Source organism: Arthrobacter flavus (assembly GCF_039526005.1).
GTDB lineage: Bacteria > Actinomycetota > Actinomycetes > Actinomycetales > Micrococcaceae > Arthrobacter_D > Arthrobacter_D flavus.
Map to the genome: position 1 here is coordinate 46365 of NZ_BAAAIJ010000002.1, position 19739 is coordinate 66103.

23 protein-coding genes are annotated in these 19739 nt (G+C 62.7%); 2 read left to right on the plus strand and 21 right to left on the minus strand.

What is annotated here, in order from left to right; genetic code table 11:
- Positions 1–188: 188 nt before the first annotated feature.
- The 5 genes from ABD059_RS00635 to ABD059_RS00655 all read right to left on the minus strand — a co-directional run bounded on the left by ABD059_RS00635 (position 189) and on the right by ABD059_RS00655 (position 5178).
- Positions 189–1109, minus strand: a complete 921-nt coding sequence (locus ABD059_RS00635) for a tyrosine recombinase XerC (protein ID WP_343877093.1) — start codon at positions 1107–1109, stop codon at positions 189–191.
- Positions 1110–1290: 181 nt separating this feature from the next.
- On the minus strand, positions 1291–1995 hold the full coding sequence (locus ABD059_RS00640) for a methylated-DNA--[protein]-cysteine S-methyltransferase (protein ID WP_343877095.1): 705 nt from the start codon (positions 1993–1995) through the stop codon (positions 1291–1293).
- Positions 1996–2000: 5 nt separating this feature from the next.
- Positions 2001–3278, minus strand: a complete 1278-nt coding sequence (gene dprA / locus ABD059_RS00645) for a DNA-processing protein DprA (protein ID WP_343877097.1) — start codon at positions 3276–3278, stop codon at positions 2001–2003.
- Complete coding sequence (locus ABD059_RS00650) at positions 3275–4822, minus strand: YifB family Mg chelatase-like AAA ATPase (protein WP_343877099.1); 1548 nt, start codon at positions 4820–4822, stop codon at positions 3275–3277. Before ABD059_RS00650 ends, dprA begins: the two co-directional genes overlap by 4 nt.
- Positions 4822–5178, minus strand: coding sequence for a YraN family protein (locus tag ABD059_RS00655; RefSeq protein ID WP_343877101.1), 357 nt, complete (start codon positions 5176–5178; stop codon positions 4822–4824). The genes ABD059_RS00650 and ABD059_RS00655 overlap by 1 nt, the downstream gene beginning before the upstream one ends.
- Positions 5179–5422: 244 nt before the next feature.
- Between ABD059_RS00655 and ABD059_RS00660 the strand changes: the two genes are divergently transcribed.
- The gene (locus ABD059_RS00660; protein WP_343877103.1) at positions 5423–6505 is read left to right on the plus strand and encodes a hypothetical protein; all 1083 of its coding nucleotides are present in this window, start codon (positions 5423–5425) and stop codon (positions 6503–6505) included.
- 37 nt (positions 6506–6542) lie between these two features.
- Here ABD059_RS00660 and ABD059_RS00665 read toward each other — a convergent pair whose 3' ends face one another.
- From ABD059_RS00665 to ffh, 16 genes are all read right to left on the minus strand, one after another.
- Positions 6543–7037, minus strand: a complete 495-nt coding sequence (locus ABD059_RS00665) for an SRPBCC family protein (RefSeq protein ID WP_343877105.1) — start codon at positions 7035–7037, stop codon at positions 6543–6545.
- Positions 7034–7384 (minus strand): ArsR/SmtB family transcription factor, encoded by a 351-nt coding sequence (locus tag ABD059_RS00670; protein ID WP_343877107.1) that lies wholly within the window; start codon positions 7382–7384, stop codon positions 7034–7036. The genes ABD059_RS00665 and ABD059_RS00670 overlap by 4 nt, the downstream gene beginning before the upstream one ends.
- 87 nt (positions 7385–7471) lie before the next feature.
- The gene (locus ABD059_RS00675) at positions 7472–7798 is read right to left on the minus strand and encodes a DUF2469 domain-containing protein (protein ID WP_019482913.1); all 327 of its coding nucleotides are present in this window, start codon (positions 7796–7798) and stop codon (positions 7472–7474) included.
- A 7-nt stretch (positions 7799–7805) separates the two neighbouring features.
- Positions 7806–8570 carry a ribonuclease HII gene (locus tag ABD059_RS00680; RefSeq protein WP_343877108.1) on the minus strand — a complete coding sequence of 255 codons (765 nt, stop codon included), beginning with the start codon at positions 8568–8570 and terminating at the stop codon, positions 7806–7808.
- A 5-nt stretch (positions 8571–8575) separates the two neighbouring features.
- On the minus strand, positions 8576–9376 hold the full coding sequence (lepB, locus tag ABD059_RS00685) for a signal peptidase I (RefSeq protein ID WP_343877109.1): 801 nt from the start codon (positions 9374–9376) through the stop codon (positions 8576–8578).
- A 15-nt stretch (positions 9377–9391) separates the two neighbouring features.
- Positions 9392–10066, minus strand: a complete 675-nt coding sequence (gene lepB, locus ABD059_RS00690) for a signal peptidase I (protein WP_343877177.1) — start codon at positions 10064–10066, stop codon at positions 9392–9394.
- Positions 10067–10087: 21 nt separating this feature from the next.
- Positions 10088–10447, minus strand: a complete 360-nt coding sequence (gene rplS / locus ABD059_RS00695) for a 50S ribosomal protein L19 (protein ID WP_019482917.1) — start codon at positions 10445–10447, stop codon at positions 10088–10090.
- A 266-nt stretch (positions 10448–10713) separates the two neighbouring features.
- A complete protein-coding gene (locus ABD059_RS00700) occupies positions 10714–11316 on the minus strand; it encodes a hypothetical protein (RefSeq protein ID WP_343877110.1) in 603 nt (200 codons plus the stop codon).
- Between the two features lie 121 nt (positions 11317–11437).
- Entirely contained in the window at positions 11438–12229 is a 792-nt protein-coding gene (gene trmD / locus ABD059_RS00705) for a tRNA (guanosine(37)-N1)-methyltransferase TrmD (protein WP_343877111.1), read from the minus strand.
- Positions 12230–12892 (minus strand): ribosome maturation factor RimM, encoded by a 663-nt coding sequence (gene rimM / locus ABD059_RS00710; protein WP_343877113.1) that lies wholly within the window; start codon positions 12890–12892, stop codon positions 12230–12232. It lies immediately after the preceding gene.
- Between the two features lie 140 nt (positions 12893–13032).
- Positions 13033–13278: an RNA-binding protein gene (locus ABD059_RS00715; protein ID WP_019482920.1), complete on the minus strand. Its 246-nt coding sequence runs from the start codon at positions 13276–13278 to the stop codon at positions 13033–13035.
- A gap of 1 nt (position 13279) precedes the next feature.
- Entirely contained in the window at positions 13280–13699 is a 420-nt protein-coding gene (gene rpsP / locus ABD059_RS00720) for a 30S ribosomal protein S16 (protein WP_019482921.1), read from the minus strand.
- Positions 13700–13873: 174 nt separating this feature from the next.
- A complete protein-coding gene (locus ABD059_RS00725; protein ID WP_343877115.1) occupies positions 13874–14776 on the minus strand; it encodes a VOC family protein in 903 nt (300 codons plus the stop codon).
- A gap of 220 nt (positions 14777–14996) precedes the next feature.
- Positions 14997–15491, minus strand: a complete 495-nt coding sequence (locus ABD059_RS00730) for a GNAT family N-acetyltransferase (RefSeq protein WP_343877117.1) — start codon at positions 15489–15491, stop codon at positions 14997–14999.
- 187 nt (positions 15492–15678) lie between these two features.
- On the minus strand, positions 15679–16383 hold the full coding sequence (locus ABD059_RS00735; RefSeq protein WP_343877119.1) for an alpha/beta fold hydrolase: 705 nt from the start codon (positions 16381–16383) through the stop codon (positions 15679–15681).
- Between the two features lie 144 nt (positions 16384–16527).
- A complete protein-coding gene (gene ffh, locus ABD059_RS00740; protein ID WP_343877121.1) occupies positions 16528–18105 on the minus strand; it encodes a signal recognition particle protein in 1578 nt (525 codons plus the stop codon).
- A gap of 112 nt (positions 18106–18217) precedes the next feature.
- Between ffh and ABD059_RS00745 the strand changes: the two genes are divergently transcribed.
- The gene (locus tag ABD059_RS00745; RefSeq protein WP_343877122.1) at positions 18218–19645 is read left to right on the plus strand and encodes a glucose-6-phosphate dehydrogenase; all 1428 of its coding nucleotides are present in this window, start codon (positions 18218–18220) and stop codon (positions 19643–19645) included.
- Positions 19646–19739 lie beyond the last annotated feature (94 nt).

A 19739-nucleotide genomic window follows, 5' to 3' on the forward strand; every position in this document is an offset into this window, starting at 1 on the left:
TGTGTGTGTCCGCCGACACGGCAGACTAGGGTTCATTCTGCCTTACATAACCTATTTGCGCCACCGACACGAATTTGCGCCACTGTCATGACGCTCCGCCACCGTCATAACGTTGGTGCTGCACACTTCGCCACGTGGACTACTGGTCGTTCGTCTGACTGCTGTCACGACAAACACAAGGTGTGGTCTCAGGCGCGAGGGTGGGCCTGCTCATAGCTTGAGCGGAGCCGATCCACGGAGACGTGCGTGTAGATCTGGGTGGTGGCGAGACTGGAATGTCCGAGGATCTCCTGGACTGCCCTCAGGTCCGCGCCGCCATCGAGGAGGTGGGTCGCAGTGCTGTGTCTCAAGGCATGGGGTCCGGTCGCCGAAGTGCCTTCGACGCCGGCGAACAGCCTTTCGACTGTCGACCGCGCCTGGCGTTGATCCATGCGGCCGCCGCGTCGACCCAGGAACAGCGCGTAGCCGCTGGCCGCAGTGACCAGTCGTGGACGGCCGCGACGGAGCCAATCATCGAGGGCGTGTGCCGCAGGCACACCGTAGGGAACTGTTCGTTCCTTGTTGCCTTTACCGACCACGCGCAGCGTCCGGCGATCCACGTCGAGGTGGTCGCTGTCCAAGCCGACCAACTCTCCCACCCGGATGCCGGTGCCGTAAAGGACTTCCACGAGGGCTGTGTCCCTCAGGGCGATCGGGTCGCCGTCGGTTGCTGCAGCGCGCAGGGTTTCAAAGATTCCGTTCAACTGTTTCGAGGATAGGACCCCGGGTAAGGTCTTTTCCTGTTTGGGTGCACGTAGCCGAAGTGCAGGGTTCGTTTCGATCAGTTCCTCGCGCACGGCCCATGCGAGGAAACTCCGGACGGTGGCAGCGCGCCTGGCAATTGTGGACCGCGCCTGGCCCTGGGCATCCATCGAACCAAGCCACGACCGAAGATCAGCCAGAGTCAATTCCTCCAGGCCTGTGACACCGGATTCCTGAGCAAAGCGGAGCAGCCCTCCGATATCGGTCAGGTAGGCACGCACAGTGTGCACAGAACGATTTCGTTCGGCGCTGAGATAGCCCTGATACCGAGCGACGATACTCTGGAAGGGCTCGGGCAATTGCTGCATCTATTCACTGTGGGCCCTGCGGCTTGCATCCTCAAGCAGGCGCTCCGGTCTGCCGCCCTATTGTGGCGAGATCTCGTGTTGAAACAGTTCTCCGCCGGCCTCCGGTCACAGCTTCTGGCTGGTGACGGACTCCGCCTGCCTCCGGTCACAGCCTCTGGCTGGTGACAGACTCCGCCTGATCTCAGGCAGCAGGACAGATTGCATCACCCGCCTCAAGCTCGAGTAGAAATCGTTTGACCTCCGGCCCGGCTGAATATCCAGTGACACCGCCGGTGGACCTGACCACGCGGTGCCCGGGAATGATGATTGCCAACGGGTTGGCCCGGATGGCGGCGCCGACCGCCCGACCCATGAGAGGGTTGCCGAGCTGGACGGCCAGCTCCTTATAGCTGCGGGTCTCGCCATACGGGATTGCCAGCACCACAGCCCAGACTTTTTGCTGGAACTCAGTGCCATTGGCGTGGACAGGCAGGCTGAAAGCGCGTCGGCTTCCCGCGAAGTAGGCGCGGAACTGGTCGCTCGCTCGGTTGTAGGTTGCAGTGTCCGCCTTCAGACTCGCCGCACTCAGGTGCTCCTGCTCAACACCGGGCACACCGGCAACAGAGGTGCCTCCGCCCGAGCCCGTTGAACCGGCCGGGGTGGCCGAGCCGCCGGAGCCCGTTGAACCGGCCGGGGTGGCCGAGCCGCCGGACCCGCTGCCCACCTCAGATATAGTGCCCGTGCCCGATATCGTACTCACTCCCGATACCTTGGCGAACGGGAGGCCGACCGCCGATGGGATCGGTGGTGGCTCATGCAGATCGTGGTAGACCGCTGTCAGCGCCCCTCGTTCGACGACCAGGAGGAGCCTGCCAATCGGGGTATCGATGAACTTGTGCGTCTTCATCGGGGTCACCCTTTCTCGCTGTTGTTGGAACTGTTGCTGGAACTGTTGGTGGAATTGTTGTGAGGGCGTCTGCTGTAGGGATGCGGCGTGTCGCGACGCCAGCCGCCGTCGTCGGTTCGTTGTGCGAGAGTGCTTAGCTCCAACCGGCTTAGTCCTGCCAGAACGTCGCGGATGCTCAATCCGGCTACCGAGGCCAGCTTGTCGATGGTTGTGCTCGCCCGAACGGGCAGCGCGTCAAGCAGCAGGAGATCCTCGACAGTGAGACCATCGTGTACGGCAGGTGCCTCGTCTGGCTCAGGGAGCGTGACGCTCCCCATCGGGCCGGCCAGTTCTGCGATCTCCGCTGCGTCGGTGACGCAGACGGCGCTGCCCTCCCGCAGGAGCCGGTGACATCCCGCTGAATTGGCTGAATACACCGATCCCGGCACGGCACCCACGGATCGTCCCAACCCGGCAGCGTGATGGGCGGTATTCAGCGCACCCGACCGCCATCGTGCCTCGACCACCACGGTCACCGCGCACAGGCCTGCGATCAATCTGTTACGTTGCAGGAATCTCCACCGGGTCGGCGACGAGCCTGGTGGCACTTCGGCGATCAGCATTCCGCGCCGCGCCGTTTCGCGAAGGAGCTGCTCGTTGCCCGCCGGATAATACCGGTCGATACCGCACGCGGTCACCCCGATAGTCGGCATCGCCCGTTCATCCTGGGCGGCCGCCAGAGCTGAACGGTGCGCCTGAGCGTCGATTCCATAGGCTCCGCCCGAAACCACTGTGTACCCGCGGGTGACCAGGCCGGCTGCCAGGTCACCCGTCATGCCTGCTCCATAGGCTGTGCTGTCGCGTGACCCCACCACTGCCACCATACGGTTGAGCTCAGGGATGCCCCGGGAGTAGTTTCCGCGGACCCAGAGACAGGAGGGTGCTGAGAGCTGCAGGTCATCGATGGCTTTGGGCCACTCGTCACATTCCGGGGTCAGTAGTATCCCACCCAGCCGTTCGAGGGTTGCAAGGTCTCGTTCGGGAGCCAGATCCGCGACCCGTGGCCGCCACCGTTCCAGCGCATCGCCAAGCGCCTGCGGGCGGGTACTGATTCCCTGTGCCTCGAGGAGCCCAGCGATCTCCAGCGTCAGCGTGGTTCCAGCCGAGATCCGGCCGGTCGCGATCCGCAGCGCATCAATTGGCCCAGACGCGAGGGTCAAGGCCAGGCCCACGGTGTCTGATGGCTCAAACAATCGCGATAGGGCTGCCCGAGCGACGACTGTGGGATCGCTAAAATTGGTCACGAAGCACGCTCCTGCAGTCGAAGGTTTAGGGCGACTTCAACGTCATGGGTGGTGGGTGAGGACTGTCCACTCAGATCGGCGAGAGTCCACGCCACTCTCAGTACCCGATCGTGTCCCCGCATGGTGAGTGTCTCGTTGTTCATGGCTTTGTCTACCGGTGCTGTGACGGCCCGCGAAAGTTTGAGACCGTCGTTGAGCACCGATGACAGCATTTCGGCGTTCGTATTTGCGCCCCATTTCGCCAACCGGTCTCGTTGAGCCGCGCGAGCTGTCGCCACCCGTGCGGCGACGACCGCCGACGACTCCGCCCGGGCGCCGTCGGAGTAATCCGCCAGCGAGACCCGGGCCACCGCAAGCTGAAGATCCACCCGGTCGAGTAAGGGTTGGGACAGCCGGTTGAAGTATCGTCGCCGCTGTTCAGCAGTACAAACGCAGTCAATACCTTTGCCGCTGGCCAGCCCGCAGGGACAAGGATTCAGCGCCATCACCAGTTGGAACCTGGCGGGATACGACGCGGTCCCAGCCGACCGGTGCAGCACCAGTTCACCGCTTTCCAGAGGCTCACGCAGGGCCTCGAGTACTCCCCGTTGATACTCGGGTGCCTCATCGAGGAAGAGAACGCCACGGTGTGCCCGTGACGCGGCGCCGGGGCGCGGAATACCGCTACCGCCTCCGATGATCGACGCCGTTGAGGACGTGTGGTGGGGGCTCTCAAACGGAGGTCGTCGCTGCAACCCGTGACAGGAAAGCACCCTGCCAAGGGAATGGATAGCTGTCACCTCCATGGCCTCCTCATCGGTCAGGTCGGGGAGGATCCCGGGCAGTCGTTCAACCAGCATCGTCTTGCCGGCCCCGGGTGGACCCACCATCATCATGTGATGGGCCCCGGCGGCGGCGATCTCGACAGCGAATCGAGCTGCTGGCTGGCCGGCAATGTCGGCCAGGTCCTTAATTGCTGACTGGCGATTTCCTGGATTCGGAGAAAAGGGTGCCAGCACCGGATCAGCTGGCGTGCCAGGCAAGGACACCTTCGCAGGATCTGCGCCGAACGCCAAGAAGACTTCGGCGAGGCTCGCAAACCCCTTGACCTCGGCCTGCGGCACAAGCGCCGCCTCACCGTGATTGTCGGCAGCCACCACGAACCGTTTATGTCCCGCCTTGACTCCGGCCATTACCGCGGGCAGGACGCCGCTAATCGGCCGAAGCCTACCGTCGAGGCCCACCTCGGCGATGAAGACGGTGTCGCCGCAACCCCGTACCTCCCCCGTAGCGGCAAGGGCCGCCATGACGATCGCCAGGTCGAACCCCGAGCCGCGCTTGTGCAAGGAGGCGGGAATCAGGTTGACGGTGATCTTTCGACGGCTCAACGGAAGTCCAGCGTTGCGTGCTGCGGCCCGAATTCGCTCGCGTGCTTCGTTGAGCGATGCATCGGGTAAACCCAGGATCACGAAGGCGGGGAGGGTTTGCCCAATGTCGGCCTCCACCTCGATGATGTGGCCGTTCAGCCCCACGAGCGACACCGCGTAGGTGCGTCCCAGCGGCATCAGCTGACCGCCTGGAGATAGTCGATCTGAGGTGCCCCTGTCCCGTCGTCGACAACGGCCACAGCATCCACGCGGATCGCCGAGAAGCGCAGCTCATGAGCCTGCGCCCACATCGAGCCAAGCAGGTAGAGCCGGTGGAGCTTGGTGGCGCTAATCCCTTCCATCGGATGACCGAAATCCAGGGACGAGCGGGTCTTCACTTCGATCACCACGAGCGTCGATCCGTCGATCGCGACCAGGTCGATCTCCCCCAGTGCGCAGCGCCAGTTGTGGTCCACCAGGTCCACTCCTGCGGCTTCGAGATACGACGCAGCCAGCGCCTCTCCCCTGCGTCCCAGTCGGTCTTTCGCTTTCATCACAACACCTCCGGTACCAGCCTGTTGCAGCTGGTACCGGAGGTGTTGGAAAACCGCTTGTATGTGTGAAAGATCAGCGGCCCTCGCCCTGTGCAGGGCGAGTGGGACTGCGGAGTTGACGAGGACCAGCGGTCGGCTCAACCCGCGAGTCACCAGACCGCGGGCAGTCCCCACCGCGATCTGGTTGACAGATCAGGCTGGGAGCGGGACGCTCTTCCAAGCGAATGCGGGAAAGGGGCCTGTCGTGACTAACGAATCAGTGGAAGACGGCGGCCAACACGATGTGGTCTCGCCGGTCGTAGACGGACCAGGTCCTCCTGACCTTCAGATCGAAACACCGAGAGACATCCACCTCATCACGTATAGCTACCTTCGTTGGCTTCTTATTCTGCTGCCAGTGGTCCTCTTCGTTGTTACTGTCTCCACCGCAGTTGAGCAGGGACATTTGGAGACGTCGATCAGTGCCTACTACGGGGGCTGGGTACGGGATGTTTTCGTGGGAACGCTGATTGCGATAGCGGTTTGCCTGGTCGCTTATCAGGGGGTGGGGCTGATCGAGGACTATGCACTCAACGGCGCCGGTTTTTATGCAGTCTATGTGGCTCTGGTTCCGGCTGGTTTTCCAGTGCTCATGGAGAAATTGAAGGCATCAGAGACTTCGGACGGTTTGGCTCCGTCGGCAGCTGAGTACATCTTTTTCCTCCGTGTCACACTTGCCTGTGTCTTGTTCCTCGTCTTGGTGGTATTCCTGCTTGAGGTGCGAGCGGGGAATATCCAGAGGCTCTTTCGAGCTGACGTTGCCCACGACTGGCTGCATAAGCTCACCCGCGTCTTTCTTGTTGCAACCATGGCGGTCCTTATTGGGTTCCTGGCTTTGGCAAGCCAACAGCTGTACTTCCCTGTAGGCGACGTCACCATGGATGGACTCACCCCATGGGGCATCCCCCTCACAATTCACGATCTTGCGGCCATATTCTTGATCACTTCGCTATTTATTGCAGTTCTTACCAATACTTGGCCCTTCTACAAGTTCAGTGCCCTTCGTGAGTCGGCGCGACAGGGGTACCTGGTCATCGCCGTCCTCATGACTTTTGGTGCCTTTATTCCAGTGCTTGTGGCTCAGCGCTTCGCTCCGGGCCGTGAGGTCATCCTCCTTGAGTGGTGGGAAATCGGACTGTTTGCCACCTTTTGGGCGCTCGAGACGGGCAGGATGCGCAGGCTGAACAAGCGCCAGGAGAAAGGGAAAGTCGTTAGCACCGACGAGGACGCCCGCCTCCTTTCTGAGCCCGCCCGTGTCGCGGACCGAGGTAGCAGGTCCGCCCGCTAAGCCGTCGGCGTGGTCAGCAGCTGAGAGACAGCCCGAGCTAGACCGAGGTTCGTTCAAGAACCGCGTCGATTTGTCCCATTGCCTCCTTGATCCCTTCTTCCATCCCCATGGCAACCATCTTCTCCAGCTGGTCCAGGCTCTCGAAGCTGGACACGGTGGTCATCCGGGTGCGGCCGTCCACTGCCTCAAGCGTCACGACGCCGTGGGTGATCCCCATTTCATCCACGGGGTCACCGTTCGCATCAGCGAAGCCGTCGTCGAACTCGAGGTGGGTCGGCGGATTGATGGCGGTGAACTTCCACCACCCGCGGCTGGTGCTGCCGTCCGGGCCGGTCATGTAGTAGGCGGCCTTGCCGCCCGGTACGAAATCATGACTGTCGAACGTCGCTGGATAGGTCGGTGGACCCCACCAGCGTTCGAGTTGGCGTGGATCCTCCCAGACCTGCCAGAGCCGCTCAACGGTGGCGCTGAACTCGGCAACGATCGTGAGGGTTAGCGCCTCGGTGTCCTTGTGTGAACTGATAACTGTCATGATGGTGATTTCCCTTCTTCCTCAGCCAGGATGTCGGAGATCCGGTCGACTCGTTGCCGCCAGATGACCTCGTACTCATCAAGCAGGCGCCGCGCCCTTCTCAACCCATCGAGATGAACCCGCACAATCTGCTCCCTTCCGCGCTTCTCCTTGGTAACCAACGAGGCACGTTCCAGGACTGCCACGTGCTTCTGCACCGCGGCGAAACTCATGGCATAGTGGGCAGCCAACCCGGACACTGAGTAGTCACTGACCAGGGCCTTGGCGAGGATATCCCGTCGGGTCGCATCGGCGAACGCCTGGAACAGACGGTCCACCTCGGCGTCACTTAGCTCATCTACAACCATACGGTTGTACGTTAGCGAAGACGGCATTCCCCGTCAAGAGGACATGAAACGGTCAGGCTGGATCTACCGCGAGAGACAAGGAAACACTCAGTTCCCGAGCGGACCGTCCTTCGGCAGGGCGATGTCGTCCGACTTGGTCAGTTCCTCGACGTTGACGTCCTTGAAGGTGATGACCCTGACGTTCTTGACGAACCGTGCTGTGCGGTAGACATCCCACACCCACGCGTCCTGAAGCGTGAGGTCGAAGTAGATCTCGCCGTCGGCCGAGCGCGCCTGCAGGTCAACGTGGTTGGCCAGGTAGAACCGGCGTTCGGTTTCCACCACGTAGCTGAACAGCCCGACGACGTCACGGTACTCACGGTAGAGCTGCAGCTCCATGTCGGTTTCGTAGTTTTCAAGATCCTCAGCGCTCATGACCCCATCATCCCCCAATTTCCACTCGGGGCATGGTGATCCTGTCGCCGGTCCCCAATCGCCAGGTGGTGCGATGCAAAGCGGTGGCACCCAGCCCGTCAATCGCGGCGCGGTGGCCCGCCGTCGCATATCCCTTGTTTATCTCCCAGCCATACTGGGGATGGTCAGCGGCATAGGCGACCATCATGGCGTCGCGTTCCACCTTGGCCAGGACACTGGCCGCCGCGACGCTGAGGCATTGCAGGTCAGCCTTGATACGGGTGTGAACTGGGACATCGCATCCGGTGAAGATCTCGGCGTCCAACGCGTCAGCATCCAACGCAACACCGTCCAGCGCCCCGGTCTTCAGGTTGTCGGCGTCGAACAGGGTGGCCTGCTCACGCGGCGACAGCCAATCGTGGTTGCCGTCCAGGATCACAGCGTCGGGCCGAGCCGTAACCACCACCTGTTCCCAGGCGCGGTTTCCCGCCAGCTGAAGCGCACGCATCAGCCCGACGTCGTCAATCTCGGCCGCTGTGGCATGCCCAACACCGTAGGCCAACGCCCATTTCTGGATCCTGGGCACCAGTTTGATCCGATCCGCAGGCGACAGCAGCTTGCTGTCCCGGACACCTCTCAGCCCCGTGACCGCCGACAGGTCGATCATGACGAGCCCCACCGAGACCGGACCCGCGAGAGCACCCCGGCCCACCTCATCGCATCCGGCCAGGAAGCGGTGACCCGAGTCGAGGAAGGACCGTTCAAAGCGGAGGGTGGGGGCAGCAGATTTCATCGCGGTTAGGGTGCTGTGGCAGCTTCGGGCCCGGGAACTGAGTCGAAGACCTCCGGGTAATTCCCGAGGAATCCCATCCGGTTCAGGGGCCAGGCAATCACTGCCGCTCTACCCTCGATGTCCTCGACGCCAATGAAACCGGAGTTGGGTTTGTCGGTGTTGGCACGCGAGTCGGCCGAGGCGTTGCGATGATCGCCCATCACCCAGATTTTTCCTTCGGGGACTGTCACATCGAATTCAGTATCCGAGGGGCTGGCGCCCGGATAGAGGTACGGCTCCTCCAGAGGCTCGCCGTTGACGGTGATCCGGCCGTCGTCGTCGCAGCACACCACCCGGTCGCCGGCCATACCGATGACGCGTTTCACCAGGTGCTGCTGGGTGTCATCGGGGAGCAGCCCGACGAAGATCAGGCCATCCTTGACCCAGTTGGCGCCCGGACCGGTGCCGGGCGGCGGTGCGGGGAGCCAGCCCTCGGTGTCCTGGAACACGACGACGTCGCCACGCTGCAGTTCAAAGGGCGCGGGAACCAACTGGTTAACGAAGATCCGGTCATCGATCTCGAGGGTGTTTTCCATCGACCCGGAAGGGATGAAAAAGGCCCTGAACAGGAAGGTCTTGATCAGGAAGGAGAGCAGGATGGCGATGCCGACGATGATCAGGATTTCCTTGAGCCAGCCACCGAGGCTACGGGCGCCGTCGTCGTTCGCCTGTTTCTTCCCGCTCCGGTCACGGTGCGCCGAACGGCTCATCTCCGGGTTGGGGGCATCAGCGTCGTCGTTGGACTTGCCGGGGACGCTTGTTGCCATCTGCTGGTCATCTACCTAAGGTCGGTGGTCGGTGAAACGTTCAATGGGGCCGGAACGCGAAGGTGGCCAGACAATCTGCACTGCCCGGCCAAGTACCCGGTCCGTCGAGACCAGCCCCCCTCCGGGTGCCCCCAGCAACGACCGTGAATCAAATGAATCGGAGCGGTGATCACCCATTACCCACAATTTACCCTGTGGAACCTCAACCTCGAACTGTTGGTCACTGGGTGCGTCCGAAGGGAAAACGTAGGGCTCGTCGAGTGGGTTCCCGTTCACTTCCAGCTGTCCGTCCGGACTGCAGCACGCCACCGTGTCACCGCCGACGCCCAGGATCCGCTTCACATAGACGGTGTCGCTGCCGGAGACCCCCAGCCAGTGGCCTACCGTCCCGAGGAGCTCCCCCGGGCCACCCCCGCTGATGGGGTCGAACGAGCCCCGACCGTCGAAGACGACGACGTCGCCACGCTCTGGTTCGCCGTCGAGCCGGGAAACCAGCACCCGGTCTCCTTCTTCGAGGAGCGGCTGCATCGATGCCGAGGGAATGAAGTAGATGTCCACCACGGTCGCCCTGAGGACCGAGGCGAGCACCACTGCGATAAGAAGTGCTGACAGCACAAAACGCCAGCCCCGGAAGGGCCGGCGTTCTGGTCGTGCTCCCGCGCCATGCCGGGGACGATCTGATCCCGGCATGGTGCGGTTCAAGAACTGGTGTTACTTGGCAGTCTTGGGTTCGCGCTTTTCCTTGATCTTGGCAGCCTTGCCGCGAAGATCGCGCATGTAGTACAGCTTCGCGCGGCGAACGTCGCCGCGTGAGACAACCTCAATCTTGTCGAGGACTGGGGAGTGAACCGGGAAGGTACGCTCCACACCAACACCAAAGCTCACCTTGCGGACGGTGAAGGTTTCGCGGAGGCCATCGCCCTGGCGGCCGACAACGAAGCCCTGGAATATCTGAACACGGGTGTTCTTGCCTTCAATGATGTTGACGTGCACCTTGAGGTTGTCACCGGCGCGGAATGCAGGAATGTCGGTGCGCAGTGATGCTGCGTCGACGGCGTCAAGAATATGCATGGTTATTGCTCCTGGTGAACGCCACAGGTCATTCACGTTTGTCACAGCGGTCAAGGCCTAGGCAATGTCCGCCGGAAAATTAAGTGGACCGGCAAACCATGAGTTGGCTGCCGGCGTGTCAGCCTGTTGGTAGTTCTCCCCCTGTGGCAGGGAACAACCCAGTAGACACAAAGCTCAATTATGCCATATGGACCGGGGTGGTCAGTCAACGCTTTGGCTGGGTCGGACCGGCTGTCGGCCAATCCGACCCTAGCGCTAGATCCCGACTACCTGGTCGGTGCCTGTGGTGGCTGAGTAGGATAGTTACCCTGCGACGAGCCACCATTGCGCTGCTGCAGGTCGATTTGTGCCTGCTGGTTGAGGAGACTTGCCCGGCCTACGTCCATTGTCTCCTGATGGCGAATTCCTGCGTGGTCTGCGAAAAGCCGTGAGTTGATGTCATCCCGAAGCTGCTCGAGTTTGGATTTCTCCAAAATTGAAACACGCAGCTCCGTCACTGCTCCTCCATTGTTCTGAATTTTGAGAGAGGCACTGATCGAGTTGAGAAGCATCGAAACGCTGATAAGTAGCAGCACCCAACCGAAGAAGTTATCCAGAAGTGCAAAGCTGATGAAGAGGAGGATCAACCCGAAAATAGCACGCTTCATCGAGAACTTAACTTCAACCCCGACGGACGAAACATTTGAGAGGGGGAAGGCTGCGTCTCGGTAGCCAAGCGGAATCAACCCTAGAAGAGTGTTCGGCGACTTAGATACGATACGCATGTTTGTTGAGGCTATTTCAGTCTTGAGCCAAAACATGATGACGGAGGGGCTGAACTTCTCCGAATGAACATTTGTTTCGCCCGGCGCGAAAGAGAGGTTGGACATAAAGGATTACCTTTCGGAGACATGCTTGAGACTTATCCGGGCTGAACCAGCGCCGTATAATTGACTATCGGCACATTAAGGCAAATTGTAAGTCGAACCTCAGTCCTATTTGAGAGATTTCCTATTTCTCCGGTTGCCGGGTCAGAACGCCGTCGACGACGACGTACCCCAGCTGCGCCAATGCGGCCAGGTCCGCCTTGCTCAGGGTCCCTGCGGGCAGCCCCTCCAGCAGGTCCGGGCGACGCTGTGCCGTGCGGCGGAACTGTTCGTCCCGCCTGAACTGGGCGATCCGCGCATGATTTCCGCTGAGCAACACTTCGGGAATACCGCGGCCGCGCCAGTCGGACGGCTTGGTGTACACCGGGTACTCCAACAGTCCATCGGAGTGGGACTCTTCAACCAGTGACGCGGGATTGCCCACCACTCCCGGCAGTAACCTTCCGACGGCCTCCACCATCGCCAGCACAGCCACCTCTCCCCCGTTCAGGACGTAATCACCGAGGCTGACCGGCCGAACGTCGAACAGCTCATCAGCCCACTCGAGCACCCGTTCGTCGATCCCCTCATACCTGCCGCAGGCGAACGCAAGGTGTGATTCCTCAGCCAGCTCATGCGCCATCTGCTGGGTGAAAACCGCCCCCGCTGGCGATGGCACGATCAGCACCGGGCGACCATCAGCCGGCGACGCGTCACTTACTGACTGCAGCGCCAAGGCCCAGGGTTCGGGCTTCATCACCATTCCGGCGCCGCCGCCGTAGGGCGTGTCGTCGACGGTGCGGTGCCGGTCGGTGGTGTAGCTGCGCAGGTCATGGACCCGAAGATCCAGCAACCCGTCCTGTCTCGCCTTCCCAATCAACGACAGATCGAGGGCAGCCAGATACTCCGGGAAGATGCTGACGACGTCGATGCGCACCTAGCGACCGCTGCCCTCAGTGTCGGGGGCAGACTCAGTGTCGGGGGCAGAGTCAGTGTCGGGGGCAGACTCAGTGTCGGAATTAGTGTCAGTGGGGCCGTCGTCGTCGACGTCGGTCACTTCGCCGTCGTCAGGGCCGGCCTGGTTCGATCCGGGCAGATTGAGTTCAAACAACCCGGCGGGCGGGGTCAGCAACACATAACCGGCCGCGACGTTGACCTCGGGAACGATTTCGGCGACAAACGGGACCAGCGTCTCGTGGCCTGCAGAGGTTTCGACCATCAACAGGTCCTGCACCTCGAGGGTGCGGAGTCCGCTGACTTTACCCACGACGTCGTTCCCGACTCGTGCTTCAAGACCCACCAGTTCGTGTTCGTACCAGGCGTCGTCGTCGTCATCTGCTGCCTCGTCGGTATCGATGAACAGTTTGGCGCCGCGCAGGGTCTCTGCTGCGTTGCGGTCAGAGAACCCGTCGAACCCGAGGATCAGGATGTCTTTGTTCCAGCGGGCACCGCTGACCGTCAGCGGACCGAGCGCTGCCGGCTCGGCGCGGAAGATGGCTCCGGCCTCGAACCGGTCCTCCGGCGCATCAGTGAACAGCTGTACTGTCACTTCGCCGCGAATACCGTGGGGCTTGCCGATCCTGGCAACCTGAACTTCCATCTGACACTCCTGGTGCTGCTGGGGTAGGTGGGCAAAAATTTGGCCCCGTCACCATTATCCGGTGCGGGGCCAAACTCAATGAACTACTGTGCTGCTTATTCAACTACTGTGCTTTATTCAACTACTGTGCTGAAGCGCTGTTAGCCCCGGCGGCGGTCCGTATCGACGACGTCCACGCGTACCGGTTCGCCGTCGGCGAGGGCTGACACAACGGTGCGCAAGGCACGGGCTGTGCGGCCCTGGCGGCCAATGACCCGGCCCAGATCGTCCTGATGAACCCGCACCTCGAGGGTTTCCCCACGGCGGTTGTTCTTCAGGGAAACCTTGACATCATCGGGACTGTCAACGATTCCCCGGACGAGGTGTTCCAGCGCTTCGGCCAGCAATTTAGTTGGCCTCGGCGGTTTCAGTCTCGGCTTCGGCTGGCGCCTCGGCGTCGGACTTCTTGGCCTTGGGGGTGATCGCTTCAGGAACGATGACCGAACCCTTTTCAGGAGCGACGAAGGTTTCCTTGGGAGCCTTGGTCTTCAAGGTTCCCTCCTGGCCTTCGAGTCCCTTGAACTTCTGCCAGTCACCGGTGATCTTGAGCAGTACTGCAACCTGCTCGGTTGGCTGTGCGCCAACGCCGAGCCAGTACTGTGCACGCTCGGAGTTGATCTCGATGAACGAGGGCTCCTCGGTGGGGTTGTACTTACCGATTTCCTCGAGGGCACGGCCATCACGCTTGGCGCGTGCATCCATGACGACGACACGGTAGAAAGGTGCGCGGATTTTACCCATGCGCTTCAGGCGAATCTTTACGGCCACTGTTGTGGTCACTCCTTGATGATCTAAAGGGGTGAACCCTACTCAGTGCTCCCGTGGGGCGGGCCACCTCTGAGGGTTCAAAAGGACAAGATGCGCGCGCAGAGAGAGGGGCTGCCCGGATCGAGTACAGGTCTATTGTGCCAGATCGCAGACTCCAGCACGAATCACGCCACGCTAGCTCACTGCCACCCGGATTTTGTTGTCCCACGGGTCGTTGAAGCGGAGTTCGCTGCCCGTGTGGTGGTTGTCGATGCCGGCAGCTTTCAGCCTTTCGGCCAGAGCTCCCACGTGGTCCCCGCCCGGAACCCGGATGAGCACCTCGCCGAGTCCCAGCGTGTCTTTGCGTGGTCCGGCGCCGCGGCTGTTCCACACGTTCATGGCCATGTGGTGGTGGTATCCCCCGGCCGAGACAAACAGCGCCTGGCCGTGCCAGCCGGCGGTCCGCTCGAATCCGAGCGTATCAACGTAGAACCTCTCAGCGGTTTCGACGTCGCCGACCTGCAGATGGACGTGCCCGACGACGGCCGCCGCCTTGGCCTGGCCCGTCACCGCATCCTGGGTCAGGTGGTCCTGCAGATAGGTGTCCGCCGGGAGCCGGAGGCTGTCCATCACGACTGATTTCCCTGGCCTCCTTCCCGTGGCCTGCCCGGTGACGTCGGTGGTCCACTGCCAGGTGTCGCGGGGCTTGTCGAAGTAGAGCTCAATCCCGTTGCCCTCGGGGTCGGTGAAGTAGAACGCCTCACTGACCAGATGATCGGCGCTGCCAACGTACAGGCCGGCGTCGTACTGGGCGGTCGCGGCGACAGTTGCGGCGAGGGCCGACCGGTCATCGAAGAGCAGCGCGGTGTGGAACAGCCCTGCCTCACCCCGAGCGGGGAGTTGGAGTCCTTGCGCCGGTGCGAGGTGAATCAGCGGCGTGTTTCCGCGACCGAGGTGCACGCCGTCGAGGGTTTCCTCGAGGACTTCGAGTCCGAGGGCCCGCTGGTAGTAGTCGGACATTCTGGGCAGATCGCCGACCTTGAGTAGCACTGCGCCCATCGATAGGTCGTCGGGCAGTAGATCCTGGGTGTTGGTCATGGTGTTCTCCTCAACATGCTGCTGTATCAGAGTCAACTACTTGAAGCTTCAAGTTATTCCCGGGGTACCCCGTGGTCCTGGTCTGGTCCCGCTGGCTGCCGGGCAAGATTCCCCAGGTCGTAGCAGCCCCTTGGCGTGTTGCGACCGGGCTCGCCGCCGTCGGGCCGCGTTTTGTCATGGAAGGTGGGGAAACCTGCCCGATTGAGCACCTGCGGATTGCCTATAGAGCGGCGCGCATGACCACCCTACGGCCGATCCGGTCAAGACCCGCTTCCGTTTCGTGTCGTCTCAGCTGGAGCAGTGCCGGAGAGAGCTGCCGTATCGGCTCGAATCCGCAGGTTGCGTAAAACGGGGCGTTGAAGGGCACGTCCGCGAAGGTGCTGAGGGTAAGCGAGGTGTAACCGTGGTCGCTGGCCCAGGCTTTTGACGCTTCGACCAGCGCCCGGCCTATCCCGCGACCCGAGTAGCGCGGAAGGACCGCCAGCTGTTCGAGGTGGGCGGCGCCGTCGATCTCTACCAGCCGCGAGAACCCCACGCATGGCCGTCCGGCGACCAATAGCTTCAGCGAAGCCTCGAGTTCTGCTCGCGATGCCCCCGCGGGCAGGGACAGCGGCAGGGGCTTCCCGTTGATTACGGTCACCAAGGAATCGGCTGCCGCCTCGATAGCGGGCAGGAAAATGATATCCAGCCTCCCGGCCTCGCGGATGCTGATCATGCGCTCAAGTGTAGGGCTGCCCCAGCGTCGCACATCCGGTTCCGTGGGCAAGCCTCGCCGACGCGGCCCCAGCGTCCGGTTCGGTGGGCAATCCGGACATTGGTGGCGGAGATTTCCCTCACCGATCCCCAGGTCGACCCCCTGTGTCCAGATTGCTCACCAACACAGGCCCGTCATTGGACTGCTACTAGGCGCCGGGACCTGCATGCTCGGCGATGAACTCGCGGATCAGGGCGTCGCCGTCGGGAGTGTCTTGCGGCCGGTGGGCGCCCGGGGCGACGACGTGCCGGGCGCCGGTGACCGCCAGATAGTCGGCAATTTCTTCGTAGAGGGGTTCCCAGCCACCGGTAATGATCAGTGTTGGAACGCCAGGAACAATGCCCAGTGGCGCTTCCCATGGCGGGGACTGCAGCCTGAGCCGGTGGGCTGCACGGCGGGCCTCCGACGTCGCGGGGTGCCGGGCCTCGGTGGAGAAGACGAGTCGAACAAATTCCTGGAGGAACGCCTCATCCGACAGCGAGTCGCGGCGATCGTAGAGCGGCCCTACCAGTGCACGATGGGCGGCGGTCGCGGGCAGATCGGCCGTCAGGGACAAACATGCGGGCTCGATCAGGATCAGGGAGCGGACCAGCTCCGGCCGCTCAACGGCCGCCATCATCGCGGAGATCGCCCCCTGCGAATGGGCCACCACGTGGCCACCCTCCCCCAGTGCGTCGACCACGATGTGCTGATCCGCCGCGAAATCGGTGGGCAACGGGTCGGCTCCTGCTTCGAAACCGTGGCGACGAAGGTACAGGCAGTCGTAGCTGCTCGCGAGGGCGTGCTGGGTGGGCCACGCGGCGGTGCCGAAGCTGCCGCTGCCGTGGACGAAGACGAGCCGTTCCTGGGTCATTGCGTCGCTCTCAGCTTCCGGGGATGGATTGAGTCACCACACATAACGGGTTTCATCACGAAAAATGGTCATGGGTGGTGACTCGATCCAGGGGTTGTGGTGACTCAACCCGAGGGGTGTGGCGGGTCGCGCCGGGAGGCGGGCCTACTTGCCGAGGAACTTGTCGAAGCCCTTCGGCAGGTTCAGGGACGACGGGTCGAAGTCATTCTGGGCGCCGAAGGCTGCTCCCGACGGAACCGATGGGCGGTTGCGGCGGGCTTCGGCGTCGGCCCGCTCCTGGGCTGCCTTCGCCGGGTTACCCGACTTGGCTTTCTTCTTACCCTTCGCCACGGCTTTGCCCTTGCGTGCGCCGCCGTTGAAGCCGCCGGGTCCGGCCATGCCTGGCATTCCCGGGATCCCACCGCCGGACGCCATCTTCTTCATCATCTTCTGCGCCTGGCCGAACCGCTCCAGCAGGCCGTTGACCTCGGAGACGTGGACGCCCGAGCCACGGGCGATCCGTGCACGGCGTGAACCGTTGATGATCTTCGGTGCGACGCGTTCGTGCTTGGTCATGGACCGCACGATCGCCTCGACCCGGTCAATCTCGCGTTCGTCGAAATTCTCCAGTTGTTCCCGCATCCCGGCGGCGCCGGGCATCATCATGAGCATCTTTTTCATGGAGCCCATGTTGCGGATCTGCTGCATCTGCGCCAGGAAGTCGTCAAGGGTGAAGTCTTCCTGGTCGGAGAACTTCTGCGCCATCCGCGCAGCTTCGTCCTTGTCCCAGGATTTCTCGGCCTGCTCGATCAGGGTCAAGATGTCGCCCATGTCGAGGATGCGTGACGCCATCCGGTCGGGGTGGAACAGCTCGAAGTCGTTCAAGCCCTCACCGGTCGAGGCGAACATGACGGGCTTCCCGGTGACCGACGCCACTGATAGCGCCGCGCCACCGCGCGCGTCGCCGTCAAGCTTGGTCAGGACGACGCCGGTGAAGTTCACGCCCTCGTTGAACGCCTGCGCCGTGTTGACGGCGTCCTGGCCGATCATCGCGTCGATGACGAACAGCACTTCGTCGGGGTTGACGGCGTCGCGGATGTCGGAGGCCTGCTGCATCAGCTCGGCGTCGATACCGAGGCGACCAGCCGTATCAACGATGACGACGTCGTACAGCTTGGTGCGTGCCTCGGCGACGCCGGCGCGGGCGACGGCGACCGGGTCCCCGGTGGCGGTTTCAAACTCGGAACTGACACCTGGGTGCGGTGCGAACACCGGCACGCCGGCGCGTTCACCGTTGACCTGCAGCTGCTTGACGGCATTGGGGCGCTGGAGGTCACACGCGACCAGCAGGGGGCTGTGACCCTGGCCCTTCAACCACTTGGACAGCTTGCCGGCGAGGGTGGTCTTACCCGCACCCTGCAGGCCTGCGAGCATGATGACGGTCGGCGGGTTCTTGGCGAGACGGATCCGGCGTGTTTCCCCGCCCAGGATTCCCACGAGTTCCTCATTGACGATCTTGACGACCTGCTGGCCCGGATTCAGCGCCTGGGACACTTCAAGGCCCAGCGCACGTTCCTTCACCTTGGCGGTGAACTCGCGGACCACACTGACCGCGACGTCAGCATCGAGGAGGGCGCGACGAATCTCGCGCACCGTGGCGTCGACGTCGGCTTCGGAGAGCCGGCCCTTCCCGCGGAGGTTCTTGAAAGTTTCTGTCAACCGGTCAGAGAGTGAATTGAACACGTGCCGTGAACTGCTTTCTTCGATGGATAAAAGACTCTGCCATCAAGGGTACCAACTGGGGCGGACGGCGGCTTGCGGGACATCTCGGTGCTTGGGTGGCAGGGTGGATGGTGTGGAAACGCATACGAACTCAGTCCAGGACTACCTGCCCTTCTCCCCCGATCAGGAGGTCTCGACACTGCTCATCCTGGGCGCGTCAGGCGATCTGACCGGACGACTGTTACTCCCCGGGCTGGCCCGGTTGGTCCACCATGGTCGGGCGCAGAGTCTGCGCCTGGTGGGCGCCGGCTACGACGACTGGAGCGACGAGCAGTGGTCGGAACGGGTCACCCAGTCGTTTGCCAGTGCGAGGGAGGTGGCCGACGACGACGGCCGGGCTGTGCTCGACCTGGTGCGGACCACGAGCGTGTACCGCCAGATTGATGTGACCGCGCCGGGCGAATTGGCCAACCTGATTGCTTCCCTGCAAGGGCCGGTCGCCGTCTATTTTGCGTTGCCGCCCGCAATCTCGGAGAAGGCGTGTGAGCTCCTCTCCCCCGGAGATCTGCCGGAGGACACCAGGCTGGTGATGGAGAAGCCGTTCGGCACCGATCAGGGTTCAGCGTTCCAGCTCAACGAAACACTGACCCGGCTGGTCCCCGAGGACCACATTCACCGGGTGGACCATTTCCTGGGCAAAGCGACGGTTTTGAACATTCTGGGGCTCAGGTTCGCCAACCGGCTCCTGGAACCTGTCTGGAACAACCTGCACATCGATCGGGTCGAGGTGGTCTACGACGAGGCGCTGGCCCTTGAAGGCCGTGCTGGCTATTACGACGGCGCTGGGGCTCTCCGGGACATGATCCAGAGTCACCTGCTCCATGCCATGGCCATCCTCGCCATGGAGTCGCCGGTCAGTTTGCACGAGCGGGACCTGAGGGATGGCCTTGGTGCCGTGCTGCGCGCCAGCACGGTCGACCCGGATTTCGTGACGAGTACCCGGCGCGCCCGGTATACAGCGGGGACGGTCGATGGGCGGGCGCTCCCCGACTACGCAGCCGAGGACGGCGTCGACCCGGCCCGCGGAACCGAGACCCTCGCGGAGATCACCGTGTCGATCAACAACGCCCGCTGGTCGGGTGTGCCGTTCATCCTGAGGTCGGGAAAGGCGCTGGCCGGGAACCGCAAAGAAGCGCTGGTGACGTTCAAGCCGGTGAGCCATCTTCCGGCGGGCTTCAGCGGGCAGGATTCACCCACCCAGTTGCGGATCGGTTTTGGCCCCGAAACCCTCAAGCTGGAAATCGATGTGAACGGCCCGGGCGACGTTTTCGCCCTGGACCGGGCGGTACTGGAGGTCGAGCTGAATGCCTCGGAGCTGTTGCCCTACGGGGAAGTCCTCGAGGGAGTGCTGACCGGCGACCCGACCCTGTCGGTGCGGGGCGACACCGCCGAGGACTGCTGGCGGATCGTCGATCCCGTCCTCGCCGCATGGGCCGCCAATGAGGTGCCGCTCGACGAATATCCGGCGGGCTCTTCCGGCCCCGTGGGCTGGACCGGCTAGCCGCTGCGGAAGCGCTTAACAACGAGGTCACCCTCCTGCTCCTGTCACCCACTGTAGGCGGTGATCTCGGAGCTGAAGGGTGACCTCGGTAAGC

Coding starts and splice junctions, on each gene's coding strand:
- ABD059_RS00635 (WP_343877093.1), bottom strand. CDS start 1,109: ATGCAGCAATTGCCCGAGCCCTTCCAGAGTATCGTCGCTCGGTATCAG.
- ABD059_RS00640 (WP_343877095.1), bottom strand. CDS start 1,995: ATGAAGACGCACAAGTTCATCGATACCCCGATTGGCAGGCTCCTCCTG.
- ABD059_RS00650 (WP_343877099.1), bottom strand. CDS start 4,822: ATGCCGCTGGGACGCACCTACGCGGTGTCGCTCGTGGGGCTGAACGGC.
- ABD059_RS00655 (WP_343877101.1), bottom strand. CDS start 5,178: ATGAAAGCGAAAGACCGACTGGGACGCAGGGGAGAGGCGCTGGCTGCG.
- ABD059_RS00665 (WP_343877105.1), bottom strand. CDS start 7,037: ATGACAGTTATCAGTTCACACAAGGACACCGAGGCGCTAACCCTCACG.
- ABD059_RS00670 (WP_343877107.1), bottom strand. CDS start 7,384: ATGGTTGTAGATGAGCTAAGTGACGCCGAGGTGGACCGTCTGTTCCAG.
- ABD059_RS00675 (WP_019482913.1), bottom strand. CDS start 7,798: ATGAGCGCTGAGGATCTTGAAAACTACGAAACCGACATGGAGCTGCAG.
- ABD059_RS00680 (WP_343877108.1), bottom strand. CDS start 8,570: ATGAAATCTGCTGCCCCCACCCTCCGCTTTGAACGGTCCTTCCTCGAC.
- lepB (WP_343877109.1), bottom strand. CDS start 9,376: ATGGCAACAAGCGTCCCCGGCAAGTCCAACGACGACGCTGATGCCCCC.
- lepB (WP_343877177.1), bottom strand. CDS start 10,066: ATGCCGGGATCAGATCGTCCCCGGCATGGCGCGGGAGCACGACCAGAA.
- rplS (WP_019482917.1), bottom strand. CDS start 10,447: ATGCATATTCTTGACGCCGTCGACGCAGCATCACTGCGCACCGACATT.
- ABD059_RS00700 (WP_343877110.1), bottom strand. CDS start 11,316: ATGTCCAACCTCTCTTTCGCGCCGGGCGAAACAAATGTTCATTCGGAG.
- rimM (WP_343877113.1), bottom strand. CDS start 12,892: ATGGAAGTTCAGGTTGCCAGGATCGGCAAGCCCCACGGTATTCGCGGC.
- ABD059_RS00725 (WP_343877115.1), bottom strand. CDS start 14,776: ATGACCAACACCCAGGATCTACTGCCCGACGACCTATCGATGGGCGCA.
- ABD059_RS00730 (WP_343877117.1), bottom strand. CDS start 15,491: ATGATCAGCATCCGCGAGGCCGGGAGGCTGGATATCATTTTCCTGCCC.
- ABD059_RS00735 (WP_343877119.1), bottom strand. CDS start 16,383: ATGACCCAGGAACGGCTCGTCTTCGTCCACGGCAGCGGCAGCTTCGGC.